The organism is Vreelandella sp. F11 (assembly GCF_042466685.1).
Lineage (GTDB): Bacteria > Pseudomonadota > Gammaproteobacteria > Pseudomonadales > Halomonadaceae > Vreelandella.
The window spans coordinates 3,945,330-3,965,362 of sequence record NZ_CP170448.1 but is presented as its reverse complement, the minus strand read 5'-3'; the positions used below and the strand labels follow the sequence as shown (position 1 = coordinate 3,965,362).

Here is a 20,033-nt window from a genome sequence, read left to right as displayed (position 1 = left end):
TCGCAACACAGCAATGACAAACAGCAAAACAATTACAAACACGAAAGGAGCATCACGATGCGAATCCTCAAAACAGCAGTAGCGACCTGCGTTACTACCGCCGCAATAGGCCTTTCCGGCGCCGCCGTTGCCCAGGAAGTCACCATCGGTGTATCCATTCCCGCCGCCACCCACGGCTGGACGGGCGGGGTCAATTACCACGCTGAAGAGGCCAAAAAACGCCTTGAGGCACTCTATCCCGATATCGAAATCACCATCTCCACCGCGGGCACGGCAGGTGAGCAGGCCAATGATCTGGAAGACCTGGTATCGCTACGCAACATCGACGCGCTGGTGGTGCTGCCGTTTGAATCTGGCCCGCTAACTGACCCGGTGCGGCGCGTTAAAGAGTCGGGGGTTTTTGTGACGGTGGTGGATCGTGGCCTGACCGAAGAGGGTATCGAAGATCTCTACGTGGCGGGCAACAACCATGAGTTAGGCCGCGTGTCCGGCGAGTACATCCGTGAGCGTTTGGACGATGAAGGCGACATTGTGGTGCTGCGCGGCATTCCCACCGTGATTGACGACGAACGGGTGCAAGGCTTCCAAGAGGCCATCGAAGGCTCTGACGTTAATATCCTCGATATGCAGCACGCTAACTGGAACCGCGACGATGGCTTTGAAGTGATGCAGGACTACCTGTCGCGCTTCGAAAAAATCGACGCCGTCTGGGCCCAGGATGACGATATCGCCCTCGGCGTCATCGAAGCGGTGCGCCAGGCGGATCGCGAAGATGAGCTATTTATCGTCGGCGGCGCGGGTATGAAGGACATTATCAAGCGGGTCATGGACGGCGATGAGCTGGTGCCGGTAGACGTGCTCTACCCGCCCGCCATGATCGCCACGGCCATGGATCTGACCGTGCAACACTTTGTCTCCAACGGCCCGGTGCTGGGCGAGTACATTCTGGGTTCACCGCTGATCACCCAAGAGAACGCTGAGCAGTACTACTTCCCCGATTCGCCGTTCTGATTGCGTAGTGATTAATAGGCGCGGGTAAAAGCATCACTCCTTCCCGCGCCTACCCAAGCACTCCATCCAAACAATATTGAGAGAGTCCTATGAACACAATCAAAGGGCCAGCACTCTTTCTCGCCCAATTTGCCGGTGACGAAGCCCCGTTTAACACTCTTGAGAGCATTGCCGCCTGGGCGGCGGGGCTAGGCTATGAGGGCGTGCAGATTCCCAGTTGGGATGCGCGCATGATCGATCTAAAACGCGCCGCCGAGAGCCGTACTTACTGTGATGAGATCAAAGGCACCCTGGCCGAGCACGGCTTAACGCTCACCGAGCTTTCTACCCACTTGCAGGGCCAACTGGTCGCCGTGCACCCCGCTTATGATGAGATGTTCGATGGCTTTGCAGCACCGGAGGTGCGCGGTAATCCCAACGCACGCCAAGCGTGGGCCGTTGAGCAGCTAATGTTGGCTGCCAAGGCATCGCAGAACCTGGGACTCACCGACCACGGCACCTTCTCCGGATCCCTGGCGTGGCCATTTATCTACCCTTGGCCCCAGCGCCCTGCGGGCTTGATCGACACTGCGTTTGACGAGCTGGCCAAACGCTGGCGCCCGATTCTGGACGCCTTTGACGAAGCCGGGGTAAATCTCTGCTACGAAATCCATCCCGGCGAGGATCTCCACGACGGCATCACCTTCGAGATGTTCCTTGAGCGGGTCGGCAATCACCCCCGCTGCCACATTCTTTATGACCCCAGCCACCTGATTCTGCAGCAGCTCGACTACCGCGGCTTTCTGGATGTGTACCGCGATCACATCCAGATGTTCCACGTTAAGGACGCCGAGTTTAACCCTAGCCCCAAACAGGGCGTTTATTCGGGCTATCAGTCGTGGACGGAGCGTGCTGGCCGTTTCCGCTCCCTGGGCGATGGCCAAATCGACTTTAAGTCGATCTTCTCCTGGATGGCGGCCAACGACTACCACGGCTGGGCGGTACTGGAGTGGGAGTGCTGCCTGAAGCACCCGGAAGTCGGCGCCCGTGAAGGTGCGACCTTTATCCGCGACCACATTATTGAAGTTACCGAGCGGGCGTTTGATGACTTTGCTGACGGTGGATCTGACCAAGCAGCCAATCGACGCATTCTGGGTCTTTAAGCACGGGACTCAACTAGACGACAGGACAACACGACATGAGCACTCAACACGACACCCCGCGTCGGCTCCGCCTGGGTATGGTCGGCGGCGGCCAGGGCGCTTTTATTGGTGGGGTACACCGCATCGCCGCCCGGCTGGATGACCATTTTGAGCTGGTGGCCGGGGCCTTTGCTTCTGACCCCGAGCGCAGCCGAGCCGCCGCGGCGGAACTACACGTCGCCGAAGATCGCGCTTACCCCGACTACCAAACCATGGCTGAGGCGGAGCGCAAGCGGTCGGATGCCATCGACGTGGTCGCCATCGTGACCCCCAATCATGTCCATTTCGACGCGGCGCGAACCTTTCTTGAAGCGGGCTTTCATGTGATCTGCGATAAGCCGATGACGATCACCCTGGAAGAGGCGCAAACCCTCGCCGAGCTAGTGGAACGCACGGGGCTGTTTTTCGGCTTAACCCATAACTACTCGGGCTATTCGCTGATCCGTCAGGCGCGAGAAATGGTCGCCAGCGGCGAGCTTGGCGAGCTGCGCGTGGTGCAGGTGGAGTACCCGCAGGACTGGCTCTCTACCCGGCTGGAAGAGAGTGGTGTGAAACAGGCCGAGTGGCGCACCGACCCCAAACGCAGCGGCCCGGCGGGTTGCTTGGGCGATATTGGCACCCACGCCTACCACCTGGCGCGCTATGTCACTGGTCTGGAGCTGAAATCCCTCGCCGCCGATATGCACACCTTTGTGGAGGGCCGCGCGCTGGATGACAACGTGCATATGCTACTGCGCTTTAAGGGCGGTGCCCGGGGCATGCTGTGGTCGAGCCAGGTCGCGCCGGGAAACGAAAATGGTCTACAACTGCGCGTTTATGGAAGCAAAGGTGGCCTTACTTGGCGCCAGGAAACCCCTAACCAGTTACTGCACTCACCGCTAGGAGAGCCCACGCGCATCTTAACTCGCAATGGCCCAGGTTTAGGTGAAGCTGCGATGGCAGCAGCGCGCATCCCCGCGGGACATCCAGAAGGCTATCTCGAAGCCTTTGCCCAGCTTTACCGCGATTTCGCGGTGCAAATCCACGCCCATCAAAACGCTGGAAACCTTGATGCGCTTGCCGTGCCCACGCCGGGTGTGGCCGACGGCGTTGACGGCCTGAGATTTATCACTCGTGCGCTGGCTTCGTCCGCTGCTGGCGGGCAGTGGGTGGATGTCTAGAACACGCTAAAACACGCAAAAGAGAGAGGTGGGAAACCCTATGAACCAGCACTCAGCGCGCTATGAAAGCCTTGAGCAGCGTGTGGTCTTTATTACCGGCGGTGGCAGCGGCATTGGCGCCGCGCTCACCCGTGCCTTTCATCATCAGGGCGCGCGGGTGGTGTTTGTCGATATCAACGACGCCGCCAGCGAGGCGCTGGTCGCTGAACTCAGCGGCGAGCCTGGCGAGGCACCTCGTTATCACCACTGCGACATTCGTGATGTGGCCAGCCTACAGCAGGTCATCGCCGAGACCGGCCGGGAGATCGGGCCGATTCATACCCTGGTCAACAATGCCGCCAACGATGATCGCCACTCCTGGCGGGAGGTAGATGTGGCCTATTGGGATGAGCGTATGTCGCTCAACCTGCGGCCGATGTTTTTTGCTGCCCAGGCGGCGGCTGAACAGATGATTGAGGCGGGCGGTGGCTCGATTATCAATTTTGGCTCGGTCAGCGTGCAGATGGCGCTGGGGGGACTACCCGCTTATGTCACCGCCAAAGCGGCGGCGCACGGCCTGACCCGCAGCCTGGCCCGGGAGCTGGGTGAGCATAACATTCGCGTTAATACCCTGGTGCCCGGTTCGGTGATAACCGAGCGTCAGCTTGAAAAGTGGATTAGCCCCGAGGATGAAGTCGCTATCCAACAACGCCAGTGCCTAAAAATGCGCCTGGAAGCCGAACATATCGCCCCTGCTGTGCTGTTTTTAGCCAGCGCCGAAAGCCAGGCGATTACCGGCCAGGAGCTGGCGGTAGACGCCGGCTGGGCCTGAGTCCGATAACGTTGAAATAATATTAGGAGAATATTATGCAGGTAGCTAACAATGACAACGTGTCCTGTTCACGTCCGCGCCACTTAGTACTCGCCGTTGCGGTTGCTGCTGCCTTGGGTTCAGTCGCTGCGGCGGCTGATACCACGGTGACAGTGTTAAGAATTGAGAGCAGCAGCGCTGAAAAAGAGTACTACAACGATGTGGTCGCCGAGTTTGAGGCGCAAAACCCCGATATTAACGTTGAGTTCGAGTACCTGGCCAACGAGGCCTACAAAACGCGCCTGCCCACCATGCTGCAGTCCAGTCAGCGCCCGGATATCTATTACACCTGGGGCGGCGAAGGGCTGCGCGATCAGGTGGATGCTGGGTTTGTCCGCGACTTAACCGAGCCGATGCGCGATGGCTGGCAGGATATTTACCCCGCGTCAGCGGTGCGCGCCTTTACCCTGGATGATCGTGTCTATGGCGCACCGCTCTACGCCACAGTGGTGGGTATCTGGGCGAACACTGCGCTCACGGAGCAGGCAGGGGTCGATGTAGAAGCGATCAACACCTGGGAGGATTTTGAAAACGCCGTGGTGGCGCTGCGGGAAGAGGGCATAACGCCGCTGGTAGTCGGTGGTCAGGATGGCTGGCCGCTGCACTTTTATTGGGGCTCTTTAGTCACCCGCCTGGCCGGTGGCGAGGGCATCGAAGCGGCCAAAAGCGGTGACAACGGCGGCTTTAATGGCGAACCCTTTGTACGCGCCGGTGAAATGCTGCAGTCGTTGGTTGAGCTTGATCCTTTTCAGTCCGGCTTTATGGCCACTTCCTATGAGCGCGCCAGCGGCATGTTTGGCGATGGCGAAGCTGCCTTCCACGTGATGGGTGACTGGGACTACCTCCCTTCCAAACAGCGCTCGGTGAGCGGAGAGGGTGTTCTGGATGATGACTTACGATTTATTCCTTTCCCCGAGGTCGATGGTGGTGAGGGCAACGCACAGAGCTTTGGCGGCATGAACGGTTTTGCGGTCACACGCGATGCGCCCGACGAAGCGGTAGAGTTCCTGCGCTTTCTACTCAATGCGGAGAATCAGCGTAAAGCGGCTGCCACGGGCATCTTTGTGCCGGTCGCCGAGGGCTCCGCCGAAGCGCTTGAAACCCCCTATGCGCGCCGCGTCGCAGAGATTCTTGATGAGTCCGAGTTCCATCAGGTGTTCCTGGATCAAGCGCTGGGCACATCAGTTGGCGCGACGATTAACGATATCAGCGGTGACTTGGCCCAAGGCGTTATCACGCCGGAAGAGGCCGCCGCTCAAGTCGAAGAAGCTTGGCAGTTTAGATGATCTCCCCGCTAAAAGAGCACGCGCGTTTTCGCTCGTGCTCCCCCATGTCCTGTCTCGGAGTTTGCCATGACCACGCTTGACCGAACCGCCGTGCCGCGGAGAGGGAATGCTGACCGGGTGAAGAAAGGCTTGGTGAGCGGTAAGTTCACCGCGCTGCTTATTCTGCTGCCTCCGGCGTTAATTCTGTTTTCGCTGTTCGTCATTCTGCCGCTCGCGGATGCTATTTATTACAGTGGCTTTTCTTGGAATGGCTATGGCGCGCCCAGTGACTTTGTCGGCGCGCAAAATTATCAGCGTCTGCTGGATCACTCGGTGTTTCATACTGCGCTGTGGAATACCGCTAAGCTTATTCTGGTCTCGCTACTGATCCAGATGCCCCTGGCGCTGGGGCTGGCGCTGTTGGTGTACCGTAAAACACCCACTAATACCCTGTTTAGGTTGGTATTTTTCCTGCCCTATATTCTGGCGGAAGTGGCTGCCGGGCTTATCTGGAGCTTTGTTTTCGACGGTGACTACGGCATTACCAGCTCGCTGCTGCATGCCATGGGGCAGGAGTCGGTGTATGTGTTGGCCAATCACCAGTGGGCGTTTCCAGCGATTATGACCGTGATCGTTTGGAAGTACTTTGGCTTCCATATGATGATCTATATTGCCGCCCTGCAGAGCGTGCCCAAGGATCTTGTCGAGGCCGCCAAGCTGGAAGGGGCGAAACCCAGACAGGTTGCTCTCTTTGTGCAAATTCCGCTGATTAAGCACGCCCTCGTCGTCAGTGGTTTCTTTGCCATTATCGGCTCGCTACAGATTTTCGACATTATTATCCCGATGACCAACGGTGGCCCCTCCAACTCGACCCACACCATCGTTACCTACCTCTACAGCTTCGGCCTCTCACGGCTCAATATTGGCTTCGGTAGCGCCGCTGCGGTGGTGCTGTTTGTGCTCGCTATCGGGATCGCCTTCTTCTACCAACGCACCACGGCCAAGGGGAGTAAGGCATGAAAAGTATCACTACCCGAAACACTCTGCGCGTGATCATCCTGATTGTGGTGGCAAGTGTTGTTATTGGCCCGCTGTTAGCGGCGTTCTTCGGTGGCTTTAAGGGCAATTCTGAGCTGCGTACCAATCCGCTGTGGCTGCCCGACAGTTGGGATGCGGGCAATTACATCGGCATCCTGCTGGATGGCAACTTCTGGCGCTACTTGGGGAACTCGTTTTTCATCTCGCTAATGACGGTGTTCTTAACCCTGGTGGTGGGGGCCGCTGCGGCTTACGTGTTTTCGCAGATCCGCTTCTTCGGCGCCAAGATGATCCTCTCCTACCTGCTCCTGGGGCTGATGTTTCCCTTCGCAGCAGCCATTTTGCCGCTGTTTATCAAGGTGCGGGACTTGGGTCTGCTGGATACCTATTGGGCGGTGATTCTGCCCCAGACGGCGTTTGGTTTGTCGTTAGCCATCCTGCTGTTTAAGGCCTTCTTCGACCAACTGCCTAAAGAGCTGTTTGAAGCAGCCTATGTGGATGGATGCAGCTATTTACGCTTCTTCTGGTCGTTCACGCTGCCGCTCTCGACCCCCATTCTGGCCACCGTGGGGGTGTTTGTGTTTGTGCAGAGCTGGAATAACTTCCTGCTGCCGTTGGTGGTGTTAAACGACCGCTCTATCTACACCTGGCCGCTTGGCATGATGCAGTTCCAAGGCGAGTACCTGACCCAGTGGAACATGATTCTGGCCTTCGTGACCTTGACCATCATTCCGGCAGTTATCTTCTTTCTCGCCGCCCAGAAATACATTGTGGCTGGCCTGACCGGCGGCTCTGTTAAAGGATAAAGGAGGATCCCTAATGAACGATGTTATTTACAATCCGATTCTGGCCGGGTTCAACCCCGACCCCTCGATTTGCCGGGTAGGCGACGACTACTACCTGGCCACATCGACCTTTGAGTGGTACCCCGGCGTTCAGATCCACCACTCCCGCGACCTGGCTAACTGGGAGCTGATTACACGGCCATTGAGCCGGGCCAGCCAGTTGGATATGCGCGGCAATCCGGACTCCTGCGGGATCTGGGCGCCCTGTTTGAGCTACGCCGACGGCCTGTTTTGGCTGGTCTACACCGATATGAAGCGTTACGAGGGTAACTTTAAGGATGGCCATAACTACCTGGTCACTGCCCCGCATATAGATGGCCCCTGGAGCGATCCGGTCTATCTCAATTCAAGTGGTTTTGATCCTTCATTGTTTCACGATGACGATGGCCGCAAGTGGCTGATTAACCTGCAGTGGGATTATCGCCAGCGGGAAGGACGGGATCGTTTCGGCGGCATTGTGCTGCAAGAGTACGATGTGGAGCAGCGCCGCTTAGTCGGCGAGATCACCACTATTTTCACCGGTACCGAACTGAAACTGACTGAAGGGCCGCACCTTTATCGGCGCGATGGCTGGTACCACCTGCTGGTGGCCGAGGGTGGCACGGGCTACCAGCATGCGGTCACCATGGCGCGTTCAAAAACGCTAATGGGCCCCTACGAGGTACACCCTCAAAATCCTCTCCTGACGGCTAGCCATGACCCCGATAACCCACTTCAGCGAGCGGGCCATGCGGATCTGGTCGATAGCCCTGAAGGTGACACCTACTTGGTGCATTTATGTGGCCGCCCCTTGCCGGGAACCCGGCTTTCACCGCTGGGGCGTGAGACCGCTATTCAGCGGGTGGCGTGGGGGGCTGATGGCTGGCTACGGCTCGATCATGGGGGCAATACCCCGGCGTTAAAGGTCGCCGTGAGCGGGGTAACGCAAAAGCCCCCTGTGCCGGAGGAGCACTACGATTTTGAAACAGACACGCTGCCTGCCGACTTTCAGTGGCTGCGTACCCCTTATCCTGATCGGCTCTTTTCGCTTACCGAGCGGCCCGGCTACTTGCGCTTGTTTGGCCGTGAGTCGGTCGGTTCCTGGTTTGAGCAGGCGTTAGTCGCCCGGCGCCAGGACAACATCCACTGCAGTGCCGAAACGACCCTTGAATTTGAACCTGAGGATATTCAGCAGTTTGCCGGGCTGATCGCCTACTACAACCGCTTCAAATTCCATTACCTGGCGGTGACCCTGAATGACACCGGCGACAAGGCGCTGAGCGTTATCAGTTGCCTGGATGATTGGCCTAACGGGAATCTGGAGATAGCTGATGCGTGCGTGCGCCTTGCCCCTGGCGCCACGATTCGGCTCGGGCTGGATATCCACGCCCGGGAGCTGCGCTTTCGCTATGCCCAAGGTGGTGAGGCGTGGCAGACGATCGGCCCCGTGCTGGACGCTGGCCTGCTCTCAGACGAAGGCAGCGGTCGCGCCCATGGCTACTTTACCGGCACCTTTTTAGGGATGGCCGCCCACGACATTAGTGGACGCGGCACTCCCGCTGATTTCCAGGCGTTTTGCTATCGCCGCGCCCCTCTTTCAGAGACGAGATAAGCTCATGGCTGAAGTAACACTACGCAACATCGAAAAGACGTTTCATGGCAAAACCACGGTAATCCCTGATCTGAATCTGCATGTCGAAGATGGCTCTTTCACCGTGCTGGTTGGGCCTTCTGGCTGCGGAAAATCCACTTTGCTGCGCATGATTGCAGGCCTGGAGACTGTGACCCAGGGCTCGATCACTATCGGCGGGAAAGACGTTACCACTGCGGAGCCGAGCGACCGGGATATTGCCATGGTGTTCCAGTCCTACGCGCTCTATCCGCACATGACGGTCGCCCGCAATATCGACTTTGGCATGCGGCTAGCCAAGGTACCCACCAAAGAGCGCGAAGCCAAAGTGGCCGAGGCCGCTCGCTTGCTCAATCTTGAAGATCTGCTGGAGCGTAAACCTGCTGAGCTCTCCGGCGGGCAGCGCCAGCGGGTGGCGATAGGGCGTGCCATTGTGCGCAGCCCCGGCGTGTTTCTGTTCGACGAGCCGCTCTCCAACCTGGATGCCTCGCTGCGCAACCGCATGCGGGTCGAGTTGGCCGAACTGCATCAACGGCTCGAGACCACCATGGTGTATGTCACCCACGATCAGGTCGAGGCGATGACCCTTGCCGACTGCATTGTGGTGATGAACGCCGGTCAGATTGAGCAAATGGGCAAGCCCATGGCGCTTTATCAGCGTCCTGAAACGCTGTTTGTGGCGGGTTTTATTGGCTCGCCGAAAATGAACTTAATCGAAGGGCCGCTAGCAGCGGCCTATGGCGCCACCACCCTAGGCATCCGGCCCGAGCATCTAGAGGTAAGTCGTGAACAGGGCGAGTGGAAAGGGCGTGTGCGGTTCATTGAGAAGCTCGGCGCTGACGCCTTCGCCTATGTGGACAGCGAGCAGGCCGGCCCGCTCACCGTGCGTCTCTCCGGCGATGCCGAGCTGAGTAATGGCGACACGCTGTTCATTACTCCCCAGCAGGCCCAGCTCCATGCGTTCGATGCCGGCGGACAGCGGCTGCCTGACGACGCGGTTCGCCAACGCTCAACCAGTATCGAGAGCACGCTACACCATTAGCTATTACCCATTTCCCAGCCATCAATAGGCACAAAAACGCTCAATAACAAAGCCAAGGAACTCGACAATGACACAACAACGAACGCTTAGCCGCTCATCCTATATTCTGGTGATTTGCTGTATTGCCGCCATCGGCGGTTTCCTGTTCGGCTTCGACAGCGGCGTGATCAACGGTACCGTTGATGGCCTGCAGACCACTTTTAACTCGGATAGCGCGGGCACGGGGTTCAATGTCGCCTCTATGCTACTGGGCTGTGCGATAGGCGCCTTCTTTGCCGGTCGCCTGGCGGATCGCTTTGGCCGCCGCACGCTGCTGATCGTGGCCGCGGTATTTTTCCTGATTAGTGCCTGGGGGTCAGGCGTTGCCGGTAGTTCGATGGAGTTTGTGGTGTACCGCATTCTCGGTGGCCTTGCCGTAGGCGCCGCCAGCGTGATGACCCCGGCTTATATCAGTGAAGTCGCGCCATCGGCCTATCGTGGGCGTTTGGCTACGATCCAGCAGGTAGCGATCATCTCTGGTTTGTTCTTTGCCTTTCTGAGCAACTATGTCTTGGCTTATGTCGCGGGTTCAGCAACCACCGAACTATGGTTTGGTTTCGCAACCTGGCGCTGGATGTTCTGGATTGAGCTGATACCGGCTGCCGTTTTCCTGGTGGCACTGCTGTTTATTCCGGAAAGCCCGCGCTATCTGATCAGCACCGGCAAGCAGGGGGAAGCCCGCCGGGTGCTGGGGTTAGTGATGCCTGAGCGGGATGTCAGCAGCAAAATTGATGAAATTAACGCCACTCTGGATCAGGATCACAAGCCACGGTTGAGTGATGTGATTAACCGCAGCACCGGCAAGATGCACGCTATCGTCTGGGTGGGGATTGGCTTGGCGGTCTTCCAGCAATTAGTGGGTATTAATGTCGTCTTCTACTACGGCGCGGTGCTGTGGCAGTCGGTAGGTTTCTCCGAAGGCGATGCGCTGCTGATCAACGTGATCTCTGGCGCCGTAAGTATTGGCGCTTGCCTATTGGCCATTGCGCTGATCGACAAAATTGGCCGCAAGCCGCTGCTTTGGGGTGGTTCGGTGGGCATGGCAGCGACGCTGGCATGCCTCTCCTATGCGTTCTCTACCGCGTCGATGGTGGATGGAAGCCTACAGCTATCCAGTGACATGGGCGTATTTGCGCTGCTATGCGCCAACCTCTATGTACTGTTCTTCAACGCCTCTTGGGGGCCGGTGATGTGGGTCATGCTGGGCGAGATGTTCCCCAATCAGATGCGCGGTTCGGGGCTGGCGATTGCAGGGCTTTTCCAGTGGCTGGCCAACTTCGGTATTACCATGACCTTCCCGATCATGCTGGCCTCTATCGGGCTATTCGGGGCTTACGGCTTCTATGCCATCAGTGCCGTTGCGTCGATCTTCTTCGTTATTTACTTCGTCAAAGAGACACGCGGTAAAGAGTTGGAGGCGATGGCCTACGAATAAGCCACTATGTTGCCCCGATGGCCTGATCAATCGGGGGGCATGTGCCTATTTTAAACAGTTTAATCCTAGTTTTTGTTAATAAAATCAATAGGTTGGCACATGTTTAAAACATATAAGCAATTGTTTAATAATGACTTTTATTAGCCACTGGCACAGGCTGGCACGGGCAGTGCAATGAAGTAAGTAAGAGTGGCACAGGTAGGATGACCTGGCGCTCTTACACGTTAAACCCAGTGCGATGCTCGCACAGATGTTTATGTAGCAATGTTTGATAGGAGCAGTATCATGATGAAGACGGAATCTCTCAAGAAACTTGGCATCCTAGGTGTATCATTTGGCCTAATGGCCAGCCCACTTGCATTTGCTCAAGTGGACAGCAGCGACGAGTACGAACCGACCCCGCAAGAAGAAACGACGCAGGATGATCAAGGCACCTACAACAGCTACGACACTGAGCAAGATAAAGGTTCGGATGTAGGTACTGAGTACGAAGAGGAAGAGCAAGAATTCACTTACGAAGAAGAGGAAGAGGAGCAAGAAGTACCCGCCACCGATGAAGAGGAGGATGATTCTGGGTGGTAATTGCAACTTTTTAAGGAATAACTTTTCTCGGGCTCAAGGATGAGCCAACGGATGCCCCGCCAACTGCGGGGCATCTTTATGTGTGGCCGTTAACACTATCAACCCAAGCGGACGATATAATTTCACGCTAAAGTGTTAAGCACCTTTATGCTTAACCAATGCCTACGGTGCCCACAAGGATGTCTCGATGCCTTTGAACTGGAAGGAAGTTCCCCAACTGCCCAAGGCGGAAGGCCGCATAGAGGCGATAGATTTAGCCCGGGGCCTAGCCATCGGTCTAATGATTATAAGCCATGCGGTCAGTGGGTTGGTGGGGATTCGCAATGTGCCCGACTGGGGCATGGTACCGATCCATTTCCTGACCAAATTCTCTTCGTCGCTGTTTATCCTGGTGTTTGGCATCGCGCTGGCCGTGGCGTTTCTTTCTCATACCCAAAGCGACGATTGGCCTAAACGCCGTTTAAAGCTGTGGCTACGCGCTGTAGAAGTGTGGTTCTGGTACAAAGCGCTGCTCGTTATTGAAATGCTGCCGTTCTATCCGCCCAGCGAAATTGTCGATGCGCTGCTCTATGGGCGCTTTGCGATTTGGGTCGAAATCTTAGGCTTCTACGCCATTGCGCTGTTATGGGTGCCGCTGATTTTGCCACTTTGGGCGCGGGCGCCGCTGTGGAGCCGACTAGCCACGATTGGCGTGTTAATCGCGCTGACCGTTTGGCTGCAGAGCCTTACCTTCGGTGGCAACGATATTCTGAAGGCGCTACTAGTAGATCACGAAGACCACTACACCTGGGGGCAGATAAGCCGTGCCCCCATGATTTTAGCGGGCCTTTTGATTGGTGAAGCTTTGCTGCGCTGCTACTTTGAGCCCGCTATGCGGCGGCGCCTGGTGTTGACCCTGCTAGGGCTGGGTGCGCTAATGGTCGCCGGATTTTATGGCTTGGCAGTTGCCAGTGGTGATGTGCATGCGGCGATGCTGGCGGTGGCGAACAATGTTGGCAAACACCCGCCAGGGCTAGCATTTATGCTGTTTAGCCTGGGCGGTGCGCTGGTGCTATTGGCTCTCGCGCTTGCCGGTGGCGCCAAAGCGGCAAAGGTTTTAATGCCGCTGACGATTGTTGGCTCTAACGCCCTCATGGCGTTTATCTTCCATATTGTGATGATCTTCTTAGTGCTGCGCTTTCTATGGGAAGGCGAAGGGATGTACACCTATCCACAGGCACTTGGCGTGGGCGGGTTGTTGATACTTGGTGCCGCGGGGTGGATTTGGTTGACCCGCTGGATGGCTAGACACCGATAATCACTACTTATATTGCTGGAGCTTACGATTTGCGACACTGGATTCAACGTGGGCTGGTTGCCATAGCGCTGTTCATAGCGCTGCCTGTCCATGCAGAGGGCTACGATACAAATTGGTACTATGAGGTAGATAAGCAGAGCACCTGGCAGGGAGACTTAACCGCACGTCTACAGGCTATCGAGGGGGTGTTTGAGGGCGAATTGGGCGTTTATGTGCAGAACCTTGACAGTGGCGAGGCCTACTCCTGGCGCGCCGACGACCCTTGGTACTTAGCCTCGCTGATTAAAATACCGGTGGCGGCACAGGTGCTCGCTGAACGCCAGGCGGGCACCTTAACGCTGGACGAACGGCTAACGCTTGCTCAAAGCGATTTTGTTGATGGCGCAGGCCCCACCAACTGGCACGACCCCGGTACGCCAATCTCCATTCGTTACCTAATGGAGCAGATGATTACCGTCAGTGATAACACCGCCTCCGATATGTTGATTGACCGTGTGGGACTGGAAGCGGTCAATCAACGCGCCCGAACCATGATCGCGGCAAGTGGGGGCAACCCCGATGACATTGGCCCTATCTCTAAATTGGTCGGCGTGCGCCAGGGGGTTTACGGCGAGCTGCACCCGGATGCCCGCGCACTGGGCGGAATGGATTTTATCGCCCTGCGCCAGCATCCGGTCAGCCAGCGCGGGCAAGCGCTAGCCCGCGCCCTGGGTGTCAACGCGGATACCTTTACTCAGCCGGATTACGACCACGCTTTCGATGCTTACGAAGCCACCGGTGAGAATGTAGGAACACTTAGAGCTTACGGTGATCTGTTGGCTAGCTTGCGCTCTGTCCCACGTGGACGTGCCATGGAGGCGTTAGACGCCGAGCAGCGGCAGGCACTTTTGGAAATTATGCAGCGAACCAGTTCCGGCAAACAGCGTCTTAAAGCTGGCCTCGGAAGCGGCATAAGCTTTGCCCACAAAACCGGCACTCAGCAGCGGCGGAGCTGCGATGCAGGGGTTGCCGAACGTGGCAACGCCGATAGTGCAACACAAGGGACGTGGGTGATTGTCAGCTGTACTCACGGCCCTGTTGCGGTGAGTGCCCACGAACGAGCCTTGACCCGCGTAGGTGAAGCGTTGCGCTATAGCGGTGCTCTCGGCAAGCCGTGATAAACTATTGCCCTTTTAAAAGTGACACCCCAGATAGAACATCATCGAAAGAACATCAAACTCGTCAGGAGAAAGTTATGACACGCGCCAGCGCCCGCCACATTTTGGTCAGCAGTGAAGAGCAGTGCCTTGCACTGAAAGAAGAGATCCAAAACGGCCGTGACTTTGCGGAAGTCGCCAAAGAGCACTCTAGCTGCCCATCCAGCCGTCAAGGCGGCGATCTGGGTAGTTTTGGCCCCGGCCAAATGGTGCCCGAGTTCGATAAAGTCGTTTTCAGCGGTGAAGTAGGCCAGGTACACGGCCCGGTGAAAACCCAGTTTGGCTACCACCTGCTGGAAATTACCGAACGCTCTTAACTTTTCCACCAGCCGCTCTTAATTCTGCCTAAAAGGCCGTCAAGCGCCGCGACCATGGTGTTTAAACTATCGAGTCGCGGCGTGAGGAGTACGCCTTGAACGACCCAATTATTGCCATTAACGGGCTGAATAAAACCTACGAAGGTGGCTTTCAGGCGTTAACGCACATTGATTTAACCATTCAGCGTGGCGAGATCTTTGCTCTGCTTGGCCCCAACGGGGCAGGTAAGACCACGTTGATCAGCGTGGTGTGCGGTTTGGTCAATCCAACCGCTGGCCATGTGCTGGTAGATGGTTTCGACAATATTACCCACTACCGCCAGGCCAGGGAGCGCATTGGGCTAGTGCCCCAAGAGCTAACCAACGAAGCGTTTGAAACCGTCTGGAATACCGTCAGTTTCAGCCGCGGCTTGTTTGGCAAGGCGCCCAACCCAGCGCATATCGAAAAAGTGCTCAAGTCGCTGGCGCTTTGGGATAAGCGCAACAACCGCTTGATGACACTCTCGGGTGGCATGAAGCGGCGTGTGCTAATCGCCAAAGCGCTCTCCCACGAGCCGCGCATACTGTTTCTGGATGAGCCCACCGCAGGGGTCGACGTTGAGCTGCGCCGGGAGATGTGGGAGGTGGTGCGGCAACTGCGCGATAACGGTGTGACCATTATTTTAACTACCCACTACATTGAAGAAGCCGAAGAGATGGCTGACCGCATCGGCGTTATCAATCGCGGTGAGCTGGTGTTGGTGGAAGAGAAGGCCGCGTTGATGAGCAAGCTGGGCAGTAAGCAGCTGACGCTTAATCTGCACAACCCGTTAACAGAGATGCCCGCCACACTGCAGCGCTTTGAGCTGAGTCTTGCGGCGGAGGGGTATGAGTTGATTTATACCTACGACGGCAGCCAGGAGGAGGACGGGCACGCGATTTCAGAACTGTTAACGGCCTTAGAGCGGGAAGGCATCACCTTTAAAGACCTGAATACCCGGCAGAGTTCGCTTGAAGATATCTTTGTCGACCTGGTTAATCCTAAGGAGCGTGCATGAACCTTCACCCTGTTCGCGCTATCTACATGGCGGAAATGGCCCGCACGCGCCGTACGCTGCTGCAAAGTATTGTCTCGCCGGTGATCTCTACATCACTCTACTTTGTGGTCTTTGGTGCCGCGATTGGCTCACGCATCAGTGAGGTCAACGGTGTTAGCTACGGCGCCTTTATTGTACCGGGGCTGATTATGTTGATGCTGTTGACCCAGAGCGTCTCAAACGCCTCTTTCGGCATCTTTTTTCCCAAGTTTTCCGGCAGTATTTATGAGCTGCTTTCGGCGCCTATCTCGCATTTAGAGATTGTGATTGGCTACGTAGGCGCAGCGGCCTCGAAATCGATTCTGCTGGGGCTGATTATTCTGGCAACCTCGGGCTTTTTTGTACCGCTGGAGATCGCCCACCCGTTTTGGATGCTGTTCTTTCTGGTGCTAACGGCTGTCACCTTTAGCCTACTGGGCTTTATTATCGGGATTTGGGCCGACGGCTTTGACCGCCTGCAGCTGGTGCCGCTGTTAGTGATTACCCCGCTGACCTTTTTGGGTGGCAGCTTCTACTCTATCGATATGCTGCCGCCGTTCTGGCAAACCCTCACCCTGGCAAACCCGGTGGTGTATCTGGTGAGCGGCTTTCGCTGGAGCTTTTACGGCATCAGCGACGTTAGCCTGGCGGCGAGTGTGGGCATGATTGCACTATTTCTAGTTGCTTGCCTGGGTACTATCGGCTGGATTTTCCGTACCGGTTATCGCCTCAAACCCTGATTGCCATCCAGCTCGCTATTCACCCTTCACCCCTCACTCTTCACCATGGAGCGCTAGTAAACCCTTATGCCGTTAATGCAAAGTATTGTGCACCGCCTTGACCCGACGCTTGACGGTGAGCGTTTGACGCTAACCGCCGCCCCCGCCCCTTCGCCCAGTGACGACCCGGTGATGGCGAGCCTGGTGGGTGCGCTCAACGACACCTACAATACCAAGCCCAAAGGCTGGGGGCGCTTTGCTGAAGAGGGTGAGCAGGCCGGGCCGCTAGCCGTATGGCTACGCGACTATCTTGCCGGTGAGCAGAGCTTTGCTGAGCTGTCAGTGGCGCTGGCTGGACGGCTCGCCAAACAGCTTCAAGAGCAGCTGTCAGTGAGTGGTTACTTAGTGATCAGCCACCAGCGTCAGGGCGATACCGAAACGCTGTTGATGGCTTTGGTGCACCAGCGGGAAGGGATCGGCATTAACGATGATCACCACGCGGTGCCCGCTGCTCAGCTCAATACCAGCCAGCTCACTCTGGCGGCGCGCATTAACCTCACTCAGTGGCAGAGCGATGCGCCCAATGCGCAGTATGTGTCGTTCTTAAAAGATCGTGGCGGTAAAAAACTCGCCGAAGGCTTGGTCGCGCTGCTGGGGATGGAGGAGGGCGTCGATGCCCCGGCGGAAACCCGTACGCTGCTCAAAGCGTTTAGCGACTACGTCGAGAAAGAGGATTATGACGACGAGGTGAGTCGTGAAAAAACCGATACGCTGGTGGATTACGCCAACGAACAGTTGCGCCGTGGCGAGCCGATGACCCTGGAAGAGCTTTCTGGGTTGGTAGACGAACAGCAGCCGAAAGCCTTTTATGAGCATATACGTAACGCCGATTACGGGCTCTCGCCAGAGATCCCTCCCGATAAACGCACCTTAAGCCAGTTCCGTCGTTTTACCGGGCGCGCCGGCGGCGTCTCCATTAGTTTTGATTCGCACTTGCTGGGCTCAAGCATCGAGTACGATGCCACTCAGGATCGTCTGATTATCAAGCAAGTGCCCAAGCAGTTAAGAGAGCAGCTTACCAAGAAGGATTGAGGTAAGGACGGATGCTGTAGCTACCTAGGAGCCCCCTATGCTGAATGCCATTACTGATTTCTTCCAGCGCACGCTGGCGCACCCTGAACAGCGTGAAAACCAAGCGCTGACCCTGGAGCTCGCTACCGCCGCACTGCTATGTGAAATCATCCGCGCCGACTACGACACCAGCGAAGAAGAGCTTGCCGCCCTGCGTACTATGCTCACCGAGCGCTACCGGCTAAGTGCGAGCGATGTGGAAGAGCTGATGACACTTGCCCAGGCGGAGGTGGACGAGGCGGTCGACCACTACCAGTTCGTAAGCCTGATTAAAGAGCACTATGATTACGGCCAGCGCTGTGAGTTGGTCGCGCAAATGTGGCAGTTGGCCTGGGCCGACGGCAATGTCGATCCCTTAGAGGAGCATCGAATTCGCCGCTTGGCGGACTTACTTTACGTTAGCCACAGCGATTTTATCCGTACCAAACTGCAGGTAGAGGAGCGCAATAACCACGATGCATAATCGCAACGAAGACTCGAATTTAATGGATTTAATCAGCTCGATAGAGCAAATGGAGCAGGAGGCTTCTCGAGTTAGCGTTGACGATGTGGTTCATGCCGTGGGTAGGCGATCGTTTGGGCCGCTACTGTTGGTCGCTGGGCTAATTACGCTCGCTCCCATCATTGGTGATATACCCGGCATGCCGACGTTGATGGCTGCACTGGTACTGCTGGTTTCTGTGCAACTGCTGGCTGGAAGTGAAGCATTCTGGTTGCCTCGTTGGTTGCTTAAGCGTTCGCTTTCCCGGCAAAAATTCGATAAAGCCATTCATGTGATGAAAAAGCCAGCTCGCTGGATTGATGGACTATTGCGGGTGCGCTTACCATGGCTGACGGGCTATATCGGTATTCGCGTGACTGCCGTCGTTTGTTTATTGATCGCGCTGGCAATGCCGCCGATGGAGTTTATTCCCTTTTCGGCCAACGGTGCTGGGCTGGCGCTGACGCTACTGGGGCTAGGCTTGGTTGCCCGCGATGGCATTGCGCTGTTGCTGGGGTTTGCGCTATTCGGCGCCACCTGCGCCTTCATCACGATGAGTCTGATATAAAAGATCTTGTGAGGTTGCGTCACGCGGCATAAGCGTTATCGCACCCGCTACTTGGGCTATGCTACGCATCCTTTTCGGCTAACAAACCTTCTACCAAGCTATTTAACCGCTGCTGGAACTGCCCGCCCGGCGAGGGTGGGGTAGGGTCTGAAGTGATCACTACGGTTATCTCACGCTCGGGAATAACGAACAGCGCCTGGCCGCCGTACCCGCGCCCGTAGTAAACATCTTCGCCCGCCAACTGGGTAATAAACCAACCGTAGCCATATCCGTCGCCAGTCCAGCGTGACTCACCCCGCGGCTGCCATGATTCTTCTACCCAGCCCTCCGGCAGAACGCGCTGTTCGTCTCCTGCCTCATTAAACACGATGCCATCATTCCGATACAGCTCGCCCACCTCTATCAGTGCTCGCGGCGAGAGCTGCATATCATTGCCGCCAAAATAGATCCCTTGCGGGTCGCGTAGCCAGGGGCGAATAGTGATATTGAGCGGTTCCCCCAATAGGCGCTGGGCAAGGGCGTGAGTCGACTCGCCGCTGGCGTGGGTGAGTGCAGCTGAAAGCAGGTGGCTGGTGCCGGTGGAGTAGAGCATCCGCCCACCGGGTTCATCCACAAAAGGGCGGGTAATGGCATCATTCACCCAGTTAGCGCTGGCGACCCAGGCGCTGTAATTGCCGCCTGAGGTTCGTTCTAGCCCTGCCTGCTGGGCGAGTAGATGCGCTACGGTAATTTCATTAACACGCGGGTCGATGCCACTTGGCAGATGATCGCCAAATAGCGTCTCCATAGGTTGTTCAGCGGATTCAATGATTCCCGCTTCAATTGCTGCCCCGGTAATGGCAGCCAGCACGGTTTTGGACAGCGACTTAACGTTGGCAGGCGAGGCCACCCCCGGCCCACCCTGGTGAAGCTCGTGGATAATTTCGCCATCGTAAGCGACTACCACGCTGTGTACGCGGTTTAGTTGGCTAGTTTGCTGGTCTAGCGTCTGGAGTGCGTTTGCAGAAGGTTCATTGGCGGCTGCATAGGCTGTGGGTAACAACGAAGTAACAGCAAACGAAACAAGCAAAGCAGTAGCGCGCATCGCAACACCTTCGGTATAAGTGGCAAAGGTTCGAGGTTTAGAAGTAGCAGAGGTTCCACAACCGATACTCGCTAGAAGTAAGATCAGGTAGTGCTTTCTGAGCCTGGAGTCATATCTCTGTGAACTTA

Annotated in this window: 20 protein-coding genes; 19 read left to right on the top strand and 1 reads right to left on the bottom strand. The window is 56.7% G+C overall.

The window, feature by feature from the left end; all coding sequences use genetic code 11:
* The first annotated feature begins 57 nt into the window (after positions 1-57).
* The 19 genes from ACFIOZ_RS18170 to ACFIOZ_RS18080 all read left to right on the top strand — a co-directional run bounded on the left by ACFIOZ_RS18170 (position 58) and on the right by ACFIOZ_RS18080 (position 18,821).
* On the top strand, positions 58-1,011 hold the full coding sequence (locus ACFIOZ_RS18170; RefSeq protein WP_386080195.1) for an ABC transporter substrate-binding protein: 954 nt from the start codon (positions 58-60) through the stop codon (positions 1,009-1,011).
* Between the two features lie 89 nt (positions 1,012-1,100).
* Positions 1,101-2,153, top strand: coding sequence for a sugar phosphate isomerase/epimerase family protein (locus ACFIOZ_RS18165; protein WP_386080194.1), 1,053 nt, complete (start codon positions 1,101-1,103; stop codon positions 2,151-2,153).
* 35 nt (positions 2,154-2,188) lie between these two features.
* On the top strand, positions 2,189-3,352 hold the full coding sequence (locus ACFIOZ_RS18160) for a Gfo/Idh/MocA family protein (RefSeq protein WP_386080193.1): 1,164 nt from the start codon (positions 2,189-2,191) through the stop codon (positions 3,350-3,352).
* Between the two features lie 40 nt (positions 3,353-3,392).
* Positions 3,393-4,163 (top strand): SDR family NAD(P)-dependent oxidoreductase, encoded by a 771-nt coding sequence (locus ACFIOZ_RS18155; protein ID WP_386080191.1) that lies wholly within the window; start codon positions 3,393-3,395, stop codon positions 4,161-4,163.
* Positions 4,164-4,198: 35 nt separating this feature from the next.
* A complete protein-coding gene (locus tag ACFIOZ_RS18150; protein ID WP_386080190.1) occupies positions 4,199-5,488 on the top strand; it encodes an ABC transporter substrate-binding protein in 1,290 nt (429 codons plus the stop codon).
* 66 nt (positions 5,489-5,554) lie between these two features.
* On the top strand, positions 5,555-6,487 hold the full coding sequence (locus tag ACFIOZ_RS18145) for a carbohydrate ABC transporter permease (protein ID WP_386080188.1): 933 nt from the start codon (positions 5,555-5,557) through the stop codon (positions 6,485-6,487).
* Positions 6,484-7,311, top strand: a complete 828-nt coding sequence (locus ACFIOZ_RS18140) for a carbohydrate ABC transporter permease (protein WP_008959441.1) — start codon at positions 6,484-6,486, stop codon at positions 7,309-7,311. The genes ACFIOZ_RS18145 and ACFIOZ_RS18140 overlap by 4 nt, the downstream gene beginning before the upstream one ends.
* 13 nt (positions 7,312-7,324) lie before the next feature.
* Positions 7,325-8,941, top strand: coding sequence for a glycoside hydrolase family 43 protein (locus ACFIOZ_RS18135; RefSeq protein WP_386080186.1), 1,617 nt, complete (start codon positions 7,325-7,327; stop codon positions 8,939-8,941).
* A 4-nt stretch (positions 8,942-8,945) separates the two neighbouring features.
* Positions 8,946-10,001: an ABC transporter ATP-binding protein gene (locus ACFIOZ_RS18130; RefSeq protein ID WP_386080185.1), complete on the top strand. Its 1,056-nt coding sequence runs from the start codon at positions 8,946-8,948 to the stop codon at positions 9,999-10,001.
* Between the two features lie 67 nt (positions 10,002-10,068).
* Positions 10,069-11,475 carry a sugar porter family MFS transporter gene (locus ACFIOZ_RS18125; RefSeq protein WP_386080183.1) on the top strand — a complete coding sequence of 469 codons (1,407 nt, stop codon included), beginning with the start codon at positions 10,069-10,071 and terminating at the stop codon, positions 11,473-11,475.
* A gap of 285 nt (positions 11,476-11,760) precedes the next feature.
* Positions 11,761-12,057, top strand: coding sequence for a hypothetical protein (locus ACFIOZ_RS18120; RefSeq protein WP_374694456.1), 297 nt, complete (start codon positions 11,761-11,763; stop codon positions 12,055-12,057).
* Between the two features lie 187 nt (positions 12,058-12,244).
* The gene (locus ACFIOZ_RS18115) at positions 12,245-13,354 is read left to right on the top strand and encodes an acyltransferase family protein (RefSeq protein ID WP_386080181.1); all 1,110 of its coding nucleotides are present in this window, start codon (positions 12,245-12,247) and stop codon (positions 13,352-13,354) included.
* Positions 13,355-13,383: 29 nt separating this feature from the next.
* The gene (locus ACFIOZ_RS18110; protein WP_386080180.1) at positions 13,384-14,511 is read left to right on the top strand and encodes a serine hydrolase; all 1,128 of its coding nucleotides are present in this window, start codon (positions 13,384-13,386) and stop codon (positions 14,509-14,511) included.
* Positions 14,512-14,588: 77 nt separating this feature from the next.
* Positions 14,589-14,867: a peptidylprolyl isomerase gene (locus tag ACFIOZ_RS18105; protein WP_211593878.1), complete on the top strand. Its 279-nt coding sequence runs from the start codon at positions 14,589-14,591 to the stop codon at positions 14,865-14,867.
* Positions 14,868-14,962: 95 nt separating this feature from the next.
* On the top strand, positions 14,963-15,904 hold the full coding sequence (locus ACFIOZ_RS18100; protein WP_386080178.1) for an ABC transporter ATP-binding protein: 942 nt from the start codon (positions 14,963-14,965) through the stop codon (positions 15,902-15,904).
* Complete coding sequence (locus ACFIOZ_RS18095; protein ID WP_386080177.1) at positions 15,901-16,662, top strand: ABC transporter permease; 762 nt, start codon at positions 15,901-15,903, stop codon at positions 16,660-16,662. The genes ACFIOZ_RS18100 and ACFIOZ_RS18095 overlap by 4 nt, the downstream gene beginning before the upstream one ends.
* 66 nt (positions 16,663-16,728) lie before the next feature.
* Positions 16,729-17,733: a nucleoid-associated protein gene (locus ACFIOZ_RS18090; RefSeq protein ID WP_386080175.1), complete on the top strand. Its 1,005-nt coding sequence runs from the start codon at positions 16,729-16,731 to the stop codon at positions 17,731-17,733.
* A 37-nt stretch (positions 17,734-17,770) separates the two neighbouring features.
* Positions 17,771-18,235 carry a TerB family tellurite resistance protein gene (locus ACFIOZ_RS18085; protein WP_386080174.1) on the top strand — a complete coding sequence of 155 codons (465 nt, stop codon included), beginning with the start codon at positions 17,771-17,773 and terminating at the stop codon, positions 18,233-18,235.
* On the top strand, positions 18,228-18,821 hold the full coding sequence (locus tag ACFIOZ_RS18080) for an exopolysaccharide biosynthesis protein (RefSeq protein ID WP_386080173.1): 594 nt from the start codon (positions 18,228-18,230) through the stop codon (positions 18,819-18,821). Before ACFIOZ_RS18085 ends, ACFIOZ_RS18080 begins: the two co-directional genes overlap by 8 nt.
* Before the next feature lie 61 nt (positions 18,822-18,882).
* Here the strand turns inward: ACFIOZ_RS18080 and ACFIOZ_RS18075 are convergent, their stop codons facing one another.
* Entirely contained in the window at positions 18,883-19,905 is a 1,023-nt protein-coding gene (locus tag ACFIOZ_RS18075) for a serine hydrolase domain-containing protein (protein ID WP_386080172.1), read from the bottom strand.
* Positions 19,906-20,033 lie beyond the last annotated feature (128 nt).

What these genes read in the sequence shown, in the direction of transcription:
- ACFIOZ_RS18145 (WP_386080188.1), top strand. Translation starts at nt 5,555, where the DNA reads ATGACCACGCTTGACCGAACCGCCGTGCCGCGGAGAGGGAATGCTGAC.
- ACFIOZ_RS18140 (WP_008959441.1), top strand. Translation starts at nt 6,484, where the DNA reads ATGAAAAGTATCACTACCCGAAACACTCTGCGCGTGATCATCCTGATT.
- ACFIOZ_RS18120 (WP_374694456.1), top strand. Translation starts at nt 11,761, where the DNA reads ATGATGAAGACGGAATCTCTCAAGAAACTTGGCATCCTAGGTGTATCA.
- ACFIOZ_RS18165 (WP_386080194.1), top strand. Translation starts at nt 1,101, where the DNA reads ATGAACACAATCAAAGGGCCAGCACTCTTTCTCGCCCAATTTGCCGGT.
- ACFIOZ_RS18080 (WP_386080173.1), top strand. Translation starts at nt 18,228, where the DNA reads ATGCATAATCGCAACGAAGACTCGAATTTAATGGATTTAATCAGCTCG.
- ACFIOZ_RS18170 (WP_386080195.1), top strand. Translation starts at nt 58, where the DNA reads ATGCGAATCCTCAAAACAGCAGTAGCGACCTGCGTTACTACCGCCGCA.
- ACFIOZ_RS18160 (WP_386080193.1), top strand. Translation starts at nt 2,189, where the DNA reads ATGAGCACTCAACACGACACCCCGCGTCGGCTCCGCCTGGGTATGGTC.
- ACFIOZ_RS18125 (WP_386080183.1), top strand. Translation starts at nt 10,069, where the DNA reads ATGACACAACAACGAACGCTTAGCCGCTCATCCTATATTCTGGTGATT.
- ACFIOZ_RS18085 (WP_386080174.1), top strand. Translation starts at nt 17,771, where the DNA reads ATGCTGAATGCCATTACTGATTTCTTCCAGCGCACGCTGGCGCACCCT.
- ACFIOZ_RS18115 (WP_386080181.1), top strand. Translation starts at nt 12,245, where the DNA reads ATGCCTTTGAACTGGAAGGAAGTTCCCCAACTGCCCAAGGCGGAAGGC.
- ACFIOZ_RS18095 (WP_386080177.1), top strand. Translation starts at nt 15,901, where the DNA reads ATGAACCTTCACCCTGTTCGCGCTATCTACATGGCGGAAATGGCCCGC.
- ACFIOZ_RS18075 (WP_386080172.1), bottom strand. Translation starts at nt 19,905, where the DNA reads ATGCGCGCTACTGCTTTGCTTGTTTCGTTTGCTGTTACTTCGTTGTTA.
- ACFIOZ_RS18090 (WP_386080175.1), top strand. Translation starts at nt 16,729, where the DNA reads ATGCCGTTAATGCAAAGTATTGTGCACCGCCTTGACCCGACGCTTGAC.
- ACFIOZ_RS18155 (WP_386080191.1), top strand. Translation starts at nt 3,393, where the DNA reads ATGAACCAGCACTCAGCGCGCTATGAAAGCCTTGAGCAGCGTGTGGTC.
- ACFIOZ_RS18105 (WP_211593878.1), top strand. Translation starts at nt 14,589, where the DNA reads ATGACACGCGCCAGCGCCCGCCACATTTTGGTCAGCAGTGAAGAGCAG.
- ACFIOZ_RS18150 (WP_386080190.1), top strand. Translation starts at nt 4,199, where the DNA reads ATGCAGGTAGCTAACAATGACAACGTGTCCTGTTCACGTCCGCGCCAC.
- ACFIOZ_RS18130 (WP_386080185.1), top strand. Translation starts at nt 8,946, where the DNA reads ATGGCTGAAGTAACACTACGCAACATCGAAAAGACGTTTCATGGCAAA.
- ACFIOZ_RS18135 (WP_386080186.1), top strand. Translation starts at nt 7,325, where the DNA reads ATGAACGATGTTATTTACAATCCGATTCTGGCCGGGTTCAACCCCGAC.